At 61.0% G+C, this 16,549-nt stretch carries 17 protein-coding genes and 1 pseudogene; 11 read left to right on the forward strand and 7 right to left on the reverse strand.

The annotated features are described in order from the left end of the window. Positions 1 to 12 precede the first annotated feature (12 nt). Together mtaB and dapF are read right to left on the reverse strand one after the other, a co-directional pair. Positions 13 to 1,287, reverse strand: a complete 1,275-nt coding sequence (mtaB, locus tag ACIQWP_RS18910; protein WP_402790364.1) for a tRNA (N(6)-L-threonylcarbamoyladenosine(37)-C(2))-methylthiotransferase MtaB — start codon at positions 1,285 to 1,287, stop codon at positions 13 to 15. After that, complete coding sequence (gene dapF / locus ACIQWP_RS18915) at positions 1,284 to 2,189, reverse strand: diaminopimelate epimerase (RefSeq protein WP_402790367.1); 906 nt, start codon at positions 2,187 to 2,189, stop codon at positions 1,284 to 1,286. The genes mtaB and dapF overlap by 4 nt, the downstream gene beginning before the upstream one ends. 436 nt (positions 2,190 to 2,625) lie before the next feature. Between dapF and ACIQWP_RS18920 the strand changes: the two genes are divergently transcribed. Further along, entirely contained in the window at positions 2,626 to 3,069 is a 444-nt protein-coding gene (locus ACIQWP_RS18920) for an SRPBCC family protein (protein ID WP_402790370.1), read from the forward strand. 185 nt (positions 3,070 to 3,254) lie between these two features. Here the strand turns inward: ACIQWP_RS18920 and ACIQWP_RS18925 are convergent, their stop codons facing one another. Beyond that, a complete protein-coding gene (locus ACIQWP_RS18925) occupies positions 3,255 to 4,271 on the reverse strand; it encodes an MBL fold metallo-hydrolase (protein ID WP_402790372.1) in 1,017 nt (338 codons plus the stop codon). Beyond that, on the reverse strand, positions 4,268 to 5,257 hold the full coding sequence (locus ACIQWP_RS18930; RefSeq protein ID WP_402790375.1) for a hypothetical protein: 990 nt from the start codon (positions 5,255 to 5,257) through the stop codon (positions 4,268 to 4,270). The genes ACIQWP_RS18925 and ACIQWP_RS18930 overlap by 4 nt, the downstream gene beginning before the upstream one ends. Positions 5,258 to 5,668: 411 nt before the next feature. On the opposite strand from ACIQWP_RS18930, the gene ffh reads away from it, so the two are divergent. The 5 genes from ffh (at position 5,669) to trmD (ending at position 9,533) form a co-directional block, all read left to right on the forward strand. Then, positions 5,669 to 7,237, forward strand: coding sequence for a signal recognition particle protein (ffh, locus tag ACIQWP_RS18935; protein WP_402790378.1), 1,569 nt, complete (start codon positions 5,669 to 5,671; stop codon positions 7,235 to 7,237). An 18-nt stretch (positions 7,238 to 7,255) separates the two neighbouring features. Next, positions 7,256 to 7,558, forward strand: a complete 303-nt coding sequence (locus tag ACIQWP_RS18940; RefSeq protein WP_402790381.1) for a chorismate mutase — start codon at positions 7,256 to 7,258, stop codon at positions 7,556 to 7,558. A 129-nt stretch (positions 7,559 to 7,687) separates the two neighbouring features. After that, entirely contained in the window at positions 7,688 to 8,050 is a 363-nt protein-coding gene (gene rpsP / locus ACIQWP_RS18945; protein ID WP_402790384.1) for a 30S ribosomal protein S16, read from the forward strand. A gap of 184 nt (positions 8,051 to 8,234) precedes the next feature. Further along, positions 8,235 to 8,816, forward strand: coding sequence for a ribosome maturation factor RimM (rimM, locus tag ACIQWP_RS18950; protein ID WP_402790387.1), 582 nt, complete (start codon positions 8,235 to 8,237; stop codon positions 8,814 to 8,816). A gap of 24 nt (positions 8,817 to 8,840) precedes the next feature. Continuing rightward, positions 8,841 to 9,533 (forward strand): tRNA (guanosine(37)-N1)-methyltransferase TrmD, encoded by a 693-nt coding sequence (gene trmD / locus ACIQWP_RS18955; RefSeq protein ID WP_402790390.1) that lies wholly within the window; start codon positions 8,841 to 8,843, stop codon positions 9,531 to 9,533. Positions 9,534 to 9,556: 23 nt separating this feature from the next. On the opposite strand, the pseudogene ACIQWP_RS18960 reads toward trmD, so the two are convergent. Beyond that, a pseudogene (locus ACIQWP_RS18960) lies at positions 9,557 to 9,763 on the reverse strand (LysR substrate-binding domain-containing protein); the annotation flags it as partial. A 135-nt stretch (positions 9,764 to 9,898) separates the two neighbouring features. Here ACIQWP_RS18960 and ACIQWP_RS18965 point away from each other — a divergent pair. Continuing rightward, positions 9,899 to 10,831 carry a DNA-methyltransferase gene (locus ACIQWP_RS18965; protein WP_402790393.1) on the forward strand — a complete coding sequence of 311 codons (933 nt, stop codon included), beginning with the start codon at positions 9,899 to 9,901 and terminating at the stop codon, positions 10,829 to 10,831. On the opposite strand, the gene ACIQWP_RS18970 is transcribed toward ACIQWP_RS18965, so the two are convergent. Beyond that, positions 10,810 to 11,559: a hypothetical protein gene (locus ACIQWP_RS18970; protein ID WP_402790396.1), complete on the reverse strand. Its 750-nt coding sequence runs from the start codon at positions 11,557 to 11,559 to the stop codon at positions 10,810 to 10,812. The genes ACIQWP_RS18965 and ACIQWP_RS18970 overlap by 22 nt on opposite strands. Then, positions 11,556 to 11,789 (reverse strand): helix-turn-helix domain-containing protein, encoded by a 234-nt coding sequence (locus tag ACIQWP_RS18975; RefSeq protein ID WP_402790399.1) that lies wholly within the window; start codon positions 11,787 to 11,789, stop codon positions 11,556 to 11,558. Before ACIQWP_RS18975 ends, ACIQWP_RS18970 begins: the two co-directional genes overlap by 4 nt. A gap of 447 nt (positions 11,790 to 12,236) precedes the next feature. Here ACIQWP_RS18975 and rplS point away from each other — a divergent pair, with 447 nt between their 5' ends. The 4 genes from rplS (at position 12,237) to leuC (ending at position 16,410) form a co-directional block, all read left to right on the forward strand. After that, the gene (gene rplS / locus ACIQWP_RS18980; RefSeq protein WP_402790401.1) at positions 12,237 to 12,785 is read left to right on the forward strand and encodes a 50S ribosomal protein L19; all 549 of its coding nucleotides are present in this window, start codon (positions 12,237 to 12,239) and stop codon (positions 12,783 to 12,785) included. Between the two features lie 216 nt (positions 12,786 to 13,001). Next, the gene (locus ACIQWP_RS18985) at positions 13,002 to 13,799 is read left to right on the forward strand and encodes a transporter substrate-binding domain-containing protein (RefSeq protein WP_402790404.1); all 798 of its coding nucleotides are present in this window, start codon (positions 13,002 to 13,004) and stop codon (positions 13,797 to 13,799) included. 34 nt (positions 13,800 to 13,833) lie between these two features. Then, entirely contained in the window at positions 13,834 to 14,712 is an 879-nt protein-coding gene (locus ACIQWP_RS18990; protein ID WP_402790407.1) for an amino acid ABC transporter permease, read from the forward strand. 288 nt (positions 14,713 to 15,000) lie between these two features. Then, positions 15,001 to 16,410: a 3-isopropylmalate dehydratase large subunit gene (leuC, locus tag ACIQWP_RS18995; protein WP_402790410.1), complete on the forward strand. Its 1,410-nt coding sequence runs from the start codon at positions 15,001 to 15,003 to the stop codon at positions 16,408 to 16,410. Positions 16,411 to 16,549: the final 139 nt, after the last annotated feature.

The following is a 16,549-nucleotide window of genomic DNA, read 5'->3' on the forward strand; positions in this document are numbered from 1 at the left end:
TCCGTTGAAGCATTAGGCCGCGTCGGCGGCCAGAAGTTGCATGTCGAGGTGCTTGCCATTGTGGCCGGTGATTGCGACCTGCACAAGGTCGCGCGGCCGGAGGCCGGGGGCGGCGACAAGCGTGAAGTTTTCCGTATGCGCCAACCCGCCATTCTCCACAAGCAGCCATTGCCGCGTGCCGACCATCTTGTCCAGATGGGCCTGATGCAATCTTTGTCCAGCTTCGCGCAGGCGGGCGGCGCGTTCCTTGATGAGGCCGCGGTCAAGCTGCGGCATACGGGCGGCCGGCGTGCCGGGGCGCGGGCTGTAGGGGAAGACGTGCAGATGCGCGATGCCGGCTTCTTCCGCAAGGCCGACGGCATTGGCGAACATCTCCTCCGTCTCCGTCGGAAAACCGGCGATCATGTCGGCGCCGAAGCTCGTCTCCGGGCGCAGGCGGCGCACATCCCTAATGAAGCCGATGGCATCGGCGCGCGAGTGCCGCCGCTTCATGCGCTTGAGGATCATGTCGTCGCCATGCTGCAGGGAGAGATGCAGATGCGGCATGAAGCGCGGCTCGTCGGCGATGAGATCCATCAGATGCTGATCGGCCTCGATGCTGTCGATCGAGGACAGCCGCAGCCGGCGGATATCCGGGAGCTGCTTCAAAAGCGTCTTGGCAAGCAGGCCGAGTGTCGGCGTTCCCGGCAGATCGGCGCCATAGCTCGTGGCGTCGACGCCGGTCAGCACAATCTCGCGATAGCCGCTTTCGGTGAGGTTGCGGGCCTGATCGACGACGGCGCCCATCGGCACCGAGCGCGAATTGCCGCGGCCATAGGGGATGATGCAGAAGGTGCAGCGATGGTCGCAGCCGTTCTGCACCTGGATGAAGGCGCGCACATGGCCATCGATATGGCGGATCATCTGCGGCGCCGTCGCTCGCACACTCATGATGTCGTTGACGCGCAGCTTCTCTTCCGCCGAAACGCCGAAATCCGGCAGGGAGCGGTAGGAAGCGCTCTTCAGCTTTTCCTCGTTGCCCAGAACTGCGTCCACTTCGGCCATTTCGGCAAAGGTCTGCTTTTCCGTCTGCGCGGCGCAGCCTGTCACGATGATACGGGCATGCGGGTTGTCGCGCCGCGCCCGGCGGATCGCCTGGCGCGCCTGACGTACGGCCTCGCCCGTCACGGCGCAGGTATTGACCAGGATAGCGTTGTTGAGCCCGGCGGCTTCCGCTTGCGCCCTCATCACTTCGGATTCATAGGTGTTGAGGCGACAGCCGAAGGTAATGACCTCGACCCCGCTCACCGCGCCTGAGCCCCCTGCTCCGGATCGCGCGAGAAGCTGCCCGTGACCGGATCGACGGTGCCGGACCATTCCCATTCGGCGGGGCCGGTCATGACGACATGGTCGTCACCCTCCCGCCACTCGATGGTAAGCTTGCCCGGAGCAGGCGCCGAGGCGACCTCGATCGTCACCTTGCGGCCGGTGCGGCCGGTACGTGCGGCGCTGACGGCGGCGGCACAGGCGGCGGAGCCGCAAGCAAGCGTCAGGCCGGCGCCGCGCTCCCAGGTGCGGGTGCGCACAAGCGTCGGCGACAGCACCTGCGCCAGCGTGATGTTGGCGCGCTCGGGAAACATCGGATGATTTTCCAGCAGCGGGCCGAAACGATCGAGATCGAAGGACATCGGGTCCTTGTCGACCCAGAAGATCGCATGCGGATTGCCCATCGAGGCAACCGAGGGCGAATGCAGGACGGGATTGTCGATCGGCCCGATCTGCAGCTCGATGCGGCTGGTATCGGCAAATTCCTCGGCAAGCGGGATCTTGTCCCAGGCAAAGACGGGCGTGCCCATATCGACCGAAATCGTGCCGTCCTCGTGCTCCCTGGCATTCAGAATGCCGGCCACTGTCTGGAAGGTAAAGACGTGTCTGCCGGTTTCCGCCGCCAGCGCCTGCACGACGCAGCGCGTGCCATTGCCGCAGGCCTGCGCCTTCGTGCCATCGCAGTTCAGAATATCGATCCAGGCATCAGTGCCCTCAAGCTTCGGATCGTGGATCGCCATGATCTGGTCGAACTGGGTTGCCGGATCGGCATTGAGCGCAATCGCCGCCGCCGCGGTCACCACGTCCTTACGGCCGCGCATGTCGACGACCAGGATCTTGTTGCCAAGCCCGTTCATCCTCGCGAATTCGACCGTATTGCTCATGATGCCATATCCGTCAGTGTTTTCGAGCTGTATATGGCGGAATTGCGGGGGAATTACCAGTGGGGAGTCAAGGACGGCACTATTCAGGATTGGTCGGGGACATCCGGGCCGCCCCGATCCTTCGAGGCTTCGCCCTTTGGGCTCACACCTCAGGATGAGGCGGAGTTTGCCTCATTCTGGCGATTCATGATTTTCTTTACGATAGCCACCCCACGAGAGCGCGACCAACTCAGAAGGTCAGTCCTCATGGTGAGGAGGCCTGCAGGGCCGTCTCGAACCACGAGGACGGATGACCCGCCCGTATGACTGGAGCGAAAATCCTGCCGAGAAACCTTGACGCGATTAACTTTGAGAAAAAATCATTCGCCGTGTCGGACCACCGAAACCCCGCACGTCCTAGGCTCGTCCACTCCGTCAAACCATAGGGATTATGACCATGCCGAATACCATACGCCTGCACCGCGTCCTGGCGACCAGCCCGGAAAAGGTCTATCGCGCATTCATCGAAGCGGATGCGCTTGCCAAGTGGCTGCCGCCGAACGGCTTTGCCTGCACCGTGCATCATCTGGAGCCGAGCGTCGGCGGCACGTTCAGAATGTCGTTCCGCAACTTCACGACGGGCGAAAGCCACTCCTTCGGCGGCGATTTCCGTGAGCTGATCCCGGGCGAGCTGGTGCGTTATACCGACAAGTTCGACGACCCGAACCTGCCGGGCGAAATGGAAGTGACCGTGACGTTGAAGAAGGTCCTCGTCGGAACCGAAGTCGACATCACCCAGGCCGGCGTGCCTGACGTCATTCCGCCCGAGACCTGCTATCTCGGCTGGCAGGAATCGCTGATCAACCTGGCAAAGCTCGTCGAGCCAGAGATCAATCAGTAAGGCGCGGCGACCCGCACAAGGCTTCCGGAAACTCCTTCTCCCCTCGGGGAGAAGGTGCCGACAGGCGGATGAGGGGGAGGAGCTGCCAGGACTACGAAAGTAGCGACGTCAAGGTGGTTAGCCCCCTCATCCGACCCTTCGGGCCACCTTACCCCCAAGGGGAGAAGGAGTTTTTGGCGCAATACTCAACCAATCGGCACGTCGAAGACTTCGCCTGCCCTGAGCGGGCGAAAGCGATCCGGCTCCACACCCTCCGTCTTCAGGGCCGCATCCAGCGCGTGAACAGGCTCGTCGATCCCCTCGTCCGTCAGCTGGAAGGTCGCGAAGTGATGTCCGGCGACATAGGCGGCATTGCAGAGCTTCATGCCCTTCACCGCCTCATCCGGATTCTGGTGTTGGCCCTTCATGAACCAGCGCGGCTCGTAGGCACCGAACGGCAGGATCGCGAGGCGGAAGCCGCCATGCTTGCGGGCAGCCGCCTCGTAATTGATGCCATCGTGAAAGCCGGTGTCGCCGACATGGTAGATCTTGCCCGCTGGCGTGGTCAGCACGAAGGCCGCCCAGAGCGCCATGCGCCGGTCGCCCATGCCGCGCGCCGACCAGTGATGACAGGGCTCGACATCGATGGTCACGCCGGCCTTGAAGGCGATGCGATCACCCCAGTCGACCACGGTGATATCGGCGTCGGGAACGGCGCGACGAATGATCGTGTCGTTGCCGAGCGGCGTCACGATGTCAGGCCGATGCGCATGATGCAGGCGCGCAAGCGTGGCGACATCGAGGTGATCGTAGTGATTATGCGTCACCAGCACGAGGTCGATATGCGGCAGGTCCTCAAAGCGGATGCCGGGCGGCACGACACGCTTCGGCCCTAGGGATCGGAAGGGGCTGACCCGCTCCGACCAGACCGGATCGGTCAGGATGTTCAGCCCGGCGACCTGCACCAGCATCGAGGCATGGCCGACCATCGTCACCCGCATCTGCTCGCCGAAGACGTGCCGGTCGGGTCTTGCCGGCGGAAAGGCGCTGATGACGGGATTGGGCCAGCGCACCCGCCCGCCGCCAAGCTGCCATCTCAGCAGATCGAACGCACCGCCCGGCTCGACGCCGCCGGGATTGAAGAAGCGCTGACCGTCGAAATGATCGGAAACCGGACCCTGATAATAGGGATTCTTCTTGGCGGTGCCGGATGCGCTGGTCATGCCTTATCCGCCCTTTGCGCGCCTGTCGCCTCGCTGGACGGCATGCCGGCCTTGGCGAACCATTCTTCGGCCTCGGACGCCGTCAGCGTCTCCTCCAGCACCACATTCGCCGGCATGGCGAAAAGCTGCGGCGTGAAGAAGCTCGTATCCCACAACGCCGCACCTTCGACGGGAGGCGAAAGCAGGATGACCTGCCGGCCATCGATGCGGGCGATCGTCTCAACTGAGGCCTCGCCTGATATATCGACAGGGCCTAGTCGATCCGGCTGCACCGTCTCATAGCGCCACCACGGCTCGTCATTGCCGTCTTCGGCCACCGTCACGCAGCGCGCCATGTCGACAATGAACCTGTTGGGTGCGCGGCCGCCTGGCAGCCGCTCGCCGAAGGCGGCCTGGATCAGCGTGAACAGATGGAAGCAGTTGACGATATTGTCGTAGCGCAGACGAAAGCCCCGACGGCTTGGCAGGTGCAGCACCAGCAGATCGTCGCTGCGGCTCAAGAGCACCTGACGGACCCAGGCCGCACCCGGCGTATAATCCTGCAGCTCGGCCAGCTGCGCCATCAACGCTTTATTGCCGGCCGCAAGCTTGCGTTCTTCCGGCATGGCGGAAAGATGCGAAACCGTCGACTGGCTGAGCAGCTGGAAGGCATCGAGCAGTTGCCTTTGCCGCGGGCTCAGCTCCTTGCGGCCGGCAAAACCGTGATGGATCTGCGGCAGCCATGCCAGGTAGAGCTCCCACACGGCGGCGCCGCTGCGCTCAACCGCCCCGCCTTTCTCGATGATGGTGCCGAGCATATTGGCAAGGATCGCAGCACCCGGCGGCGGCAGGCGGCCAAGCTCGCGCGCCGCCCGCGCCACGATCTTCGGCTGCGTCGTGGCGCTCGCATAGAAGGCCTGCGCCGCCTCGTTGAAACGGGGATCGACCCGGCCGCCGGCGTAAGCGCGGCAGGCGGCGAGGAGATCGGTCAGGGCTGCATCATTCATTCGGAACTGTCTCGGGGAATCACTTGATGGCGGGGATCGATACAATAATTGGAAGACGATGGTACGGGCAAAACGACATTGATATAGCCATGTCATCAGTGCATTTCAGGCATTTCGGCCGCCTTGGGTTGACTTTGCCGGCCTTTTCCTGTTTATCGCCCGCAATCTGCGACGAGCACAAGCCTCCGAGCCACCGACCGGGACCCATAAAAGGTATAAAGAGATCCCGGAGGTCAACACCCGACAGCGCGATGCGCCCTCGGGTGCTTTTTGGCTTTGCGTCTTGTTTTCGTCATGGAAAAGCACGACGTTTCGGGCAAGGAACCGCGCATCTCCCTTTCGAGGCAAGGCCGAGAAAGATAAGGCATAGGCGCAAATCCAAAGCCCAGAGCGATCGATAAGGAAGAATTGATGTTTGAAAACCTCCAGGACCGTCTTGGTTCCATTCTGAATGGACTGACAGGCCGCGGCGCGCTTTCGGAAACCGATGTTTCCGCAGCACTTCGCGAGGTTCGCCGCGCGCTCTTGGAAGCCGACGTGGCGCTTGACGTCGTTCGCTCCTTTACCGATCGCGTCCGCGAAAAGGCCGTCGGTGCCGAGATCCTGAAGTCGATCAAGCCCGGCCAGATGGTCGTCAAGATCGTCCATGACGAGCTGATCGAAATGCTCGGCGGCGAGGGCGTCGGCATCGACCTCAACGCGCCGGCCCCGGTCGTCGTCATGATGGTCGGCCTGCAGGGCTCGGGCAAGACGACGACCACGGCGAAGATCGCCAGCCGCATGACGAGCCGCGACCGCAAGAAAGTCCTGATGGCGTCGCTCGACACGCGCCGTCCGGCAGCACAGGAACAGCTGCGCCAGCTCGGCGTGCAGACGGGTGTCGATACGCTGCCGATCATTGCCGGCCAGTCGCCGACCGATATTGCCGCCCGCGCCGTACAGGCCGCCAAGCTCGGCGGCCACGACATCGTCATCCTCGACACCGCCGGCCGTACGCATATCGACGAGCCGCTCATGGTCGAGATGGCGGACATCAAGAAGAAGTCCAATCCGCATGAAATCCTGCTGGTCGCCGATAGCTTGACCGGTCAGGACGCCGTGAACCTCGCCCGCAATTTCGACGAGCGCGTGGGGATCACCGGCCTCGTGCTGACCCGCATGGACGGCGACGGCCGCGGCGGTGCTGCCCTTTCGATGCGCGCTGTGACCGGCAAGCCGATCAAGCTGATCGGCGTCGGCGAAAAGATGGGCGAGCTGGAGGAATTCCATCCCCGCCGCATCGCCGACCGCATCCTCGGCATGGGCGACATCGTTTCGCTGGTTGAGCGGGCTGCGGAAAATATCGACGCCGAAAAGGCGGCCGCCATGGCCGCCAAGATGGCCAAGGGCAAGTTCGACCTGAACGATCTTGCCGACCAGCTCGGCCAGATGCAGAAGATGGGCGGCATGGGCGGCATCATGGGAATGATGCCCGGCATGTCCGGCATGAAGGACAAGATGGCCGCCGCCGGCCTCAACGACAAGCTTTTCGGCCGCCAGATCGCCATCATCTCCTCGATGACCAAGGCCGAGCGCGCCAACCCGGATCTCCTCAAACATTCCCGCAAGAAGCGCATCGCCGCCGGCTCCGGCACCGACGCCTCCGATATCAACAAGCTTCTGAAGATGCACCGCCAGATGGCTGATATGATGAAGATGATGGGCGGCAAGGGCAAAGGCGGCATGATGAAGCAGATGATGGGCGGCCTTGCCGGCAAGATGGGTCTCGGCGGTGGTATGGGCGGGATGCCCGACCTGTCGAACATGGACCCGAAGCAACTCGAAGCCCTGCAGAAACAGGCCGAAGCCGCCGGCCTCGGTCGTCCCGGTGGTATGCCGGGCCTCGGCGGCGGCGGTGGATTGCCAGGCCTGGGCGGCGCCAAGTTGCCGGGCCTCGGCGGTGGTTTCCCGGGGCTTCCCGGTTTGCCGAAGAAGAAGTGAGAAGGATCGAAGACCCCCATGATTGATCCAGACGTCAAGGCCCAACTGGGCAACTACCGCCAGTCGATCGACAACATCGATGCCGCACTGGTGCATATGCTGGCCGAACGCTTCCGCTGCACGAAGGAAGTGGGCGTGCTGAAGGCCAAATATGACCTGCCGCCGGCCGATCCGGCGCGCGAAGAATACCAGATCGAACGTCTGCGCCATCTGGCAAAGGACGCCAATCTGGACCCGGATTTCGCCGAGAAGTTCCTGAACTTCGTCATCAAGGAAGTCATCCGGCATCATGAACAGATCGCTGCGGATCTCAAAGGGTAACCCCCGAGCAGCCTGATCCCGAAAGGCGCAGGACGCTTTCGACAGGGATCAGGCGGCAAGAGAAAAGCAGCGCGACGTAACCATACCGCCTCAACGAAGCGGTCAAGAAAAGCCTAAGGAGTAGAAATTATGGCACTGAAAATTCGTCTCGCCCGCGGTGGCTCCAAGAAGCGCCCGTACTACCACGTTGTGATCGCCGACGCCCGTTCGCCGCGCGATGGCCGTTTCCTGGAGAAGGTCGGTTCCTGGAACCCGATGCTCGCCAAGGACGACGCCAAGCGCGTTGAACTCGACGCCGAGCGCATCAAGCATTGGCTCGACAACGGCGCGCAGCCGACCGACCGCGTTCTGCGCTTCCTCGCAGAAGCCGGCGTTGCCCAGCGCGATGCCAAGAACAACCCGGAAAAGGCAAAGCCGGGCAAGCGCGCCCAGGAACGCGCTGCTGAGAAGGCACAGAAGGCCGCTGACGCCGCTGCTGCCGCTTCTGAATAAGCAGTTCTTGTGACGATCAAAAACGGGCGGCATGGCAACATGCCGCCCGTTTTTCATTTCCCATTGGCGGATGTTCAGCCTATGAGAGAACGCAACGACAGCGCCGCGCGTCAGATATGACGCGCAAAGGTCGCTGTAGTACTTTAGATCTGCTGCATAATTCCGGGCAATCAGCGAAGAGACCATGACGACACTGCAAAATCCGGTATTGATGGCGACCATCGGCGCCGCACAGGGCCTCAAGGGCGAGGTGCGCGCCCGCGCCTATACCTCCGATCCCACAACGCTGGGCGATTACGGCCACCTGCACAGCATGGACGGCCGCAGCTTCGAAGTTCTGGAAATCCGCGAGGCCAAGAACGTGGTCGTCGTGCGCTTCCGGGGCATCAACGACCGCAACGCCGCCGAGGCGCTGAACGGGCTGGAACTCTATATCGAGCGTGACAACCTGCCGGACGAAGAGCTCGACGATGACGAATTCTTCTATACCGATCTCGAAGGTCTGGAAGCCGTCGACGACAAGGGCACCGGCTACGGGACTGTCAGCGGCATCTATGATTTCGGCGCCGGCGATCTCCTCGAGCTGAAGGGTCCGGGCAAGCGCCCGGTGCTGATCCCCTTTTCGGAAGCGGCCGTGCTCGAAATCGATCTCGAGGGCGGCAAGATCCTGATCGACCCGATGGCCGCCGGCCTGATCGACGATCCCGACGATCTCATCGGCAAGCCCGCGAAGCCGGAAAAGCCGCAAGGCAAGACGAAGAAGTGATCCTCATTGGGAAGTGACCGCGCCATGAGTTTCCGGGCGACCATCCTGACGCTTTATCCCGAGATGTTTCCCGGCCATCTCGGCACATCCCTTGCAGGCAAGGCGATGGAGCGCGGGCAATGGGCGCTCGACACCGTGCAGATCCGCGATTTTACCACCGACAAGCATCGTACCGTCGACGATACGCCCGCCGGCGGCGGCGCCGGCATGGTGCTGAAGCCGGATGTTCTTGCCCGCGCCATCGACCATGCCAGCGAAAACGACAGCCGCCCGCGCCTGCTGATGAGCCCGCGCGGCAAGCCGCTGACGCAGAAGCGCGTGCGCGAGCTCGCTGATGGCGACGGCGTCATCATCGTCTGCGGCCGCTTCGAAGGCGTCGACCAGCGTGTGATCGATGGCCGCGACCTCGAGGAAGTCTCGATCGGCGACTATATCCTCTCGGGCGGCGAGCCGGCCGCGCTGATCCTGCTCGACGCCATCGTCCGCATCCTGCCCGGCGTCATGGGCAACGACCTCTCGGGCCTGCACGAAAGCTTCGAAGGCGGCCTGTTGGAGCATCCGCACTATACCCGTCCGCAGATCTGGGAAGACCGCGAGATCCCCGCCATCCTCACCTCGGGCAACCACGCGGCCATCGCCAAATGGCAGAGGGAGAAGGCCGAAGAGCTGACGCGAGAGCGCCGGCCGGATCTGCTTGACGGGCTGCCGGGGAAATAGCAACAGCGATCCTGCCGCTGAGTGGGGTAATGGAGATGATATCCCGGTAGCGGTGGCATCCATTCTCCTAGTGCTCTTGCAAGCTGACCGTTTCCAATGTGCTTGATGACCTGATCCAGGGGCAGATTGGCAAGTCCGAGACTGGCAAGTGCAGCATCCAGGATCAGATCTATGGTGTTAAACACCAGCAGCCCATCGATACGAACCCGAATTTCACGCCCATTTGGCAACTGGAAAAGATAGAGCGACCAACAAGGGAAAGATCGTCATCGCATGAGCGATAACGGTATTCTCCAAGTCGTGAATTTGTGCATAAGCGAAAAACAGGGTTGCCTTGGCGATGTATCCGAGGATCAATGAGGACTATGATACCCATCGTTAAAACTGATCTCGGCGAGCTTTATCAAGACGACTGCCTCACAGTTATGGCTTCGATGCCGGATGGTGTGGTGGATCTGGCCTTTGCCGATCCCCCTTTCAACTTAGGTAAAGCCTACGCATCCAAGATCGATGACTCACGTCGGGATCAGGAATACCTTGCATGGTGCAAACGGTGGATCGACGAAATGATCCGCGTGCTAAAGCCAGGCGGTTCCCTCTTCCTTTACAATCTTCCCAAATGGAATCTCCCACTCGGGGCTTATGCCGGAGAGAAGGTGACGTTCCGTCACTGGATCACGGTCGATATGAAATACTCGCTACCCATAGCGAAGCGCCTTTATCCGGCTCACTACTCGTTGCTATATTTCGTCAAGGGCGACAAGCCCACAATCTTTCATCCCGATCGGCTGCCCGTCCCATGCTGCCGGCATTGCGGCGGAGAGTTGCGTGACTACGGCGGATACAAAGATAAGATGAATCCCCTTGGCGTGAGCCTTACCGATGTGTGGACCGACATACCACCGGTAAGACACGCCAAATACAAGAAGCGAGACGCCAACGCCCTTGCACTAAAGTTCATGGACCGCATCATTTCAATGGCGAGCGACCCGGGCTCGCTGATATTGGATCCCTTCGGTGGGTCCGGCACAACTTTTGTAGCAGCAGAATTGACCGGGCGCCGATGGATCGGCGCAGAACTCGAATGCACCGATATCGTCGATCGTTTCAACGCCCTGGAAGGCGACCGAGATCACCTCGCTGACATCCATTCGAACAAGAATGTTCTCTTCACGCGGGACGATCTCAAGCGCCGCAAAAAATACGGCAAGCCGCTTCCGGCCGAATACCGCATACAGAGTGACCTCGCTCCACAATGCTCGTGCCCCGAACCTGCTCAGACGGACTTGGGTTTCTGACGTCTTTCGGCTTTGACTTTGGAAGCTTTTTTGGCATTCCCATCCTTGCCCACGCTGAGGAAGGGAACCGAGGGATCATCGGTCAGCTCGTCATGCTCAACAACGGTGATGGCAAGAACCCCACTATCGATAGCATCTCCCAGCCCGTGCCACATTTCAAGGTAGCCGGACAGCTCCTGAACATTGCCAATCCGATCCGTCAGGTGCTCGTAGAGCGCCCGCGAAGGTACGATCAATACGCCGACGTCAATCAACCGATTTGCAAGCGCGATTGCCAGCTTGTTCATGCTCCGATGCGAGGAGGAGATATTTCCCGTTTCCCACTCAATGGCGAATTTCAACCCACTCGGCCCGGTCGTCAGAAAATCAAACTGACCAAATTTCGAGCCAACCGGCTCTTGATATGACTTCAACGATGGATAGAGCTTCAGTTGTGGGGGCGCGTGATCCGGGTTGAGCTCGACATTCAGCTCGGCGCGCCATCCCCCTTCTGTTGTCATGTGCTCCAGAAACCGGGCACGCAGAAAGTTCACGCCATTTCGCAGCCAGTCGCTGTCCTTCTGATCCTCGTTCTTGCGCTCTTTCCGTCGCAGCGTGAGCGTGCCTGCCCCAGCAGGATGGTCAATGCTCGCGATCGACCGCACATAGCTGTCATGCAGGAGCCGGAGGTCGGACGACCCGAGAATATTTCCCTTGTCGAAAACGATGATAGTTCGGAGCCATTTCAACGTAAAAGCTCCGGGATGCCTGTTGTTAGTGCCGCAACATCACAGCTGAGCGCGATACAGACCTGACATAGCACCGAAAACGTGATGTTGCGTTCACCGCGCTCGATACCACCCATGTAGGAGCGGTCGATGCCAGCGCGATCCGCCAGTGTCTCCTGCGTCCACTGCAGGTGCTTCCGTCTATCACGGATACGTTGGCCGAGAATCTTTAGTGCAGAGGAATTGTTCACACACCAATCATCAGTTGAAAGAGGATTATGAGTCCACGGACAAGGATCCTCATTTTGATCGAAGCAACTGGTCGGTCAGCCTATGTTGCGCCTTGGCTGATCAAGCGGTAACCGGGGCACAAGTGAATGTGAAGAAACAAAGAGGCCGGGAACGATGGAGGAGGAAAGCGGCTGAGAGAGCCACGGCAGTGCTTATAGATCGAAAGGCGCGTCCCCGGCGGCCACCAATAAACGCCACTTAATTCCGCCCCAAGGGGTGACAAAGCTGTGACAATAGGATATGTGCGCGCCGGGCATGGGAAATTTCCCATCAACCACCAAAGAAAAACAGACGTATCCGCCCCTGCCGTAACAGGCATATATCCGAGGCGAGACCTTGAAGGTCCGACCAGGGATAGAGATCGTTCAGGGCGCTCTGGCTGTTGAAGCAACAACGAGGTTGATACTATGAACATCATTCAGCAGCTGGAAGCCGAACAGGCTGCCAAGATCGAAGCCAAGCGCACGCTTCCCGAATTTTCCGCCGGCGACACCGTTCGCGTCAACGTGAAGGTCACGGAAGGCAACCGTACCCGCGTTCAGGCCTATGAAGGCGTTTGCATCGCTCGCTCCGGCGGCGGTCTGCAGGAAAACTTCACGGTCCGCAAGATCTCCTACGGCGAAGGCGTCGAGCGCGTATTCCCGGTCTACTCGCCGATGATCGAAAGCGTCGAAATCGTTCGCCGCGGTAAGGTCCGTCGCGCCAAGCTCTACTACCTGCGCGACCTGCGCGGCAAGGCCGCCCGTATCGTCGAGAACACCGGCACCCGCGCCCGCAAGCTCAACGATGCCGAGCGTCAGGCTCTGGCCGAAGAAAAGGCACGCATCGAAGCCGAGAAGGTTGCAGCCGCTCAGGCGCTCGCAGCCGAAAAGGCAGCAGCAGAAGCCGCCGAAGCAAGGGCCGCAGCCGAAGCAGCAGCTGCTGCAGCGGCAGCCGCTGAACCGGCAGCAGAATAAGCTTTCGATCCCCTCGGATCGTAGACATCAAGGCGACCTTCGGGTCGCCTTTTTCGTTCTGGGCGGTCAAGTGTGGTTGGGGCCGAAGAAATATTCTCCGCAAGCCATGGGCTTTGGTGCAGCTTTTCTATTTTTATCATCGCGACCATGGCAATAGCCTTGCCATTCGCTTTCCAACTATGACAGTTTTCCGTCGCGCTATCTGGGGAGATTTCCATGGCATTCCGTCGTTCGTTCCTTCTGGGCCTCAGCGCCCTCATGCTTGCACCCTTTGCCTCCTTCGCCGCCGATCTTCCGAACCTCAACGGCAAGACCGTCATCGTCGTCACGGAGAATGCCTATCCGCCGCTGCAATTCATCGATCCAAAGACGAACAAGGCGATCGGCTGGGAATATGACGCGATGAACGAGATCGCCAAACGCCTGAATTTCAAGGTCGAGTACCAGAACACCAGCTGGGATGCGATGATCCAGGCCGTCTCCGAAGGCCAGTACAACATCGGCATGACCGGCATCACCATCAAGGATGACCGCAAGCAGAAGGTCGACTTCTCCGATCCCTACATGCGCTCCGAGCAGTTCATGCTGGTGCGCGGCGACGAAAAGCGCTTCACCGACGCCAAGAGCTTCGCCGCCTTCAAGGACGGCCTGATCGGCGCGCAGCCGGGCACGACGCCCTTCTACACCGCCGTCTATTCGGTCCTCGACGGCAACGAGCAGAATCCGCGCATCAAGACCTTCGAAACCTTCGGCGCCACCGTACAGGCGCTGAAAACAGGCGACGTCGACATGGTGCTGACCGACGGTACCGCCGGCAAGGGCTATGTCGATGCCTCCAATGGCGGCCTGAAGCTGGTCGGCGGCCCGCTCGGCACCGAGGATTTCGGCTTCATCTTCCAGAAGGGCTCAGATCTCGTCGCCCCGGTCAATGCCGCGATCGCCAGCCTCAAGGCTGACGGCACGCTCGAGGCGCTGAACAAGAAGTGGTTCCTCGATTACAAGATGGGCCAATGAACCCCGAAGATCGATATACGGGAAGCCCGCTCTGATGGCGCCATTGGCAGGGCCGGGCGGGCACCGCGGCAAGGAAGACTTTCCCTGGTGGTTGGTCGCCCTTGCCATCCTCGGCGGCGGCGCCTCGATCGCAATTGCGGCGAATGGCCTCTACGCCCAGATCTTCTCTCTTCTGCTGAACGGCATCGGCGTCACGATCTTCGTGACGCTGGTGGCGTTTACGCTTGCCATGCTGCTCGGCCTCGCGCTTGCGCTGCTCGGCCTGTCGGATTTCCTCGTGCTGCGACAGCTCGCGCGCTTCTATATCGAGATCGTACGCGGCATCCCGATACTGGTGCTGCTCTCCTATGTTGCCTTCGTCGGCACGCCGGCCTTTGTCGCCGTCTACAATTTCATCGTCTCGCCTTTGATCTCCGCCGGCTGGACAAGCCCGCTCGTCACCCGTGACGTGCCCTTCGTCTGGCGCACGATCATCGCGCTGACCATCGCCTATTCATCCTTCATCGCCGAAATCTTCCGCGCCGGCATCCAGGCGGTCGACCAGGGCCAGATCGAAGCGGCAAAGGCTCTCGGCCTCAGCCGCTTCCAGCGCTTCCGGCTCGTCGTCTTTCCGCAGGCGATCCGCGTCATCCTGCCGCCGCTGTCGAATGATTTCATCGCCATGGTCAAGGACAGCTCGCTGGTATCCGTGCTTGGGGTTGCCGATATCAGCCAGCTCGCCAAACTCTATTACTCGGCCAATTTCCGCTATTTCGAGACGTTGTCGATCCTCGCCTTCATCTATCTGCTGCTGACGGTCGGCTTGTCGCTGCTCCTGCGGCAACTCGAATCCTGGATGCGCCGGCGCTCCGGTAGCGACCGTTCCGCCTTCCACCGCATGGCGGCCGGCCAGCCGCCGGGCGCGCAAGTCTGACGACAGGTGTAGCGGCTGCGGTCAAATGCGGAGCGTACCGTCACACCCCATCGTCGCCATTGCCGAAAGTTTTGAAAATTGATATGAGCATGGCCATGAGTAAGATCATGAGCAAAGACGGCCGTTACGTCATGGCTTTCGTGCTGCAGGACCACAAGCGCCTGCCGGCACGTTTCTTTGCGATGATTTCGGGCGCGCTCAACAGCCGACTTCGCTGATCACACCCGAGGCCGGCGGTCCTGATCCGTCAATCCCTATCTTCGACAATGCCAATATGGATCTGTAGCCATGAGCGCTCCACGCACACTTTACGATAAAATCTGGGATGACCATCTGGTCGACGCACAGGATGACGGCACCTGTCTTCTCTATATCGACCGCCATCTCGTTCATGAGGTGACGTCGCCGCAGGCATTCGAAGGCCTGCGCATGACCGGTCGAAAGGTTCACGCCCCGCAGAAGACGCTGGCTGTCGTCGACCACAACGTTCCGACGTCTGCCGATCGTCACCTCGGCATCAAGAACGAGGAAAGCCGCATCCAGGTCGAGCAGCTTGCCAAGAACGCTGCCGAGTTCGGCGTGGAGTACTACTCCGAAAACGACAAGCGCCAGGGCATCGTTCACATCATCGGCCCTGAGCAGGGCTTCACCCTGCCCGGCATGACCATCGTCTGCGGTGACAGCCATACCTCGACGCACGGCGCATTCGGCTCGCTCGCCCATGGTATCGGCACCTCCGAGGTCGAGCACGTGCTCGCCACGCAGACGCTGATCCAGAAGAAGGCCAAGAACATGCTGGTGCAGGTCGACGGCCAGCTGCCGCCTGGCGTCACCGCCAAGGACATCATCCTTGCCATCATCGGCGAAATCGGCACCGCAGGCGGCACCGGCTACGTCATCGAATATGCGGGCGAAGCCATTCGCGCACTGTCGATGGAAGGCCGCATGACCATCTGCAACATGTCGATCGAGGGAGGCGCCCGTGCCGGCCTGATCGCGCCTGATGAGATCACCTTCGAATACATCAAGGGCAAGCCGCGCTCGCCGAAGGGTGAAGCGCTGGAACAGGCGATCGCCTACTGGAAGACGCTGACGTCGGATGAAGGCGCGCATTATGACCGCATCGTCAAGCTCGACGCCGCCGCCCTGCCGCCGATCGTCTCCTGGGGCTCCTCGCCGGAAGACGTCATCTCCATCCAGGGCATCGTTCCGAACCCGGACGAGATCCAGGACGAGACCAAGCGTACATCCAAGTGGCGCGCTCTTGACTATATGGGCCTGAAGCCGGGCACGCCGATGACCGAGATCAACGTCGATCGCGTCTTCATCGGCTCCTGCACCAACGGCCGCATCGAAGACCTGCGCGCCGTTGCCAAGGTCGTCGAAGGCAAGACGGTGGCGTCGACGGTCGACGCCATGATCGTTCCGGGCTCCGGCCTCGTGAAGGAACAGGCGGAAGCCGAAGGCCTCGACAAGATTTTCAAGGCTGCCGGCTTCGACTGGCGCGAGCCTGGCTGTTCCATGTGCCTGGCCATGAACGACGACCGCCTGAAGCCGGGCGAACGCTGCGCTTCGACCTCGAACCGCAACTTCGAAGGACGTCAGGGCTTCAAGGGCCGCACGCATCTGGTCTCCCCGGCCATGGCCGCAGCCGCCGCGATCGCCGGCCACTTCGTCGATATCCGCGAGTGGAACTGATCCTCTCGAAGGCATGAATAACAAAGGGCGGCCTCGGGCCGCCCTTTTTGTTTGTGGACAGAGCAATCGCCTATGAAATGAAAGTTCACCAGGGAACCCCTTCTCCCCTCGGGGGTCCGAAGGACGGGTTGAGACCCGC

Origin of the sequence: Rhizobium sp. NPDC090279, from assembly GCF_044769665.1 — a bacterium.
In the GTDB taxonomy this organism is placed as follows: Bacteria; Pseudomonadota; Alphaproteobacteria; order Rhizobiales; family Rhizobiaceae; genus Rhizobium.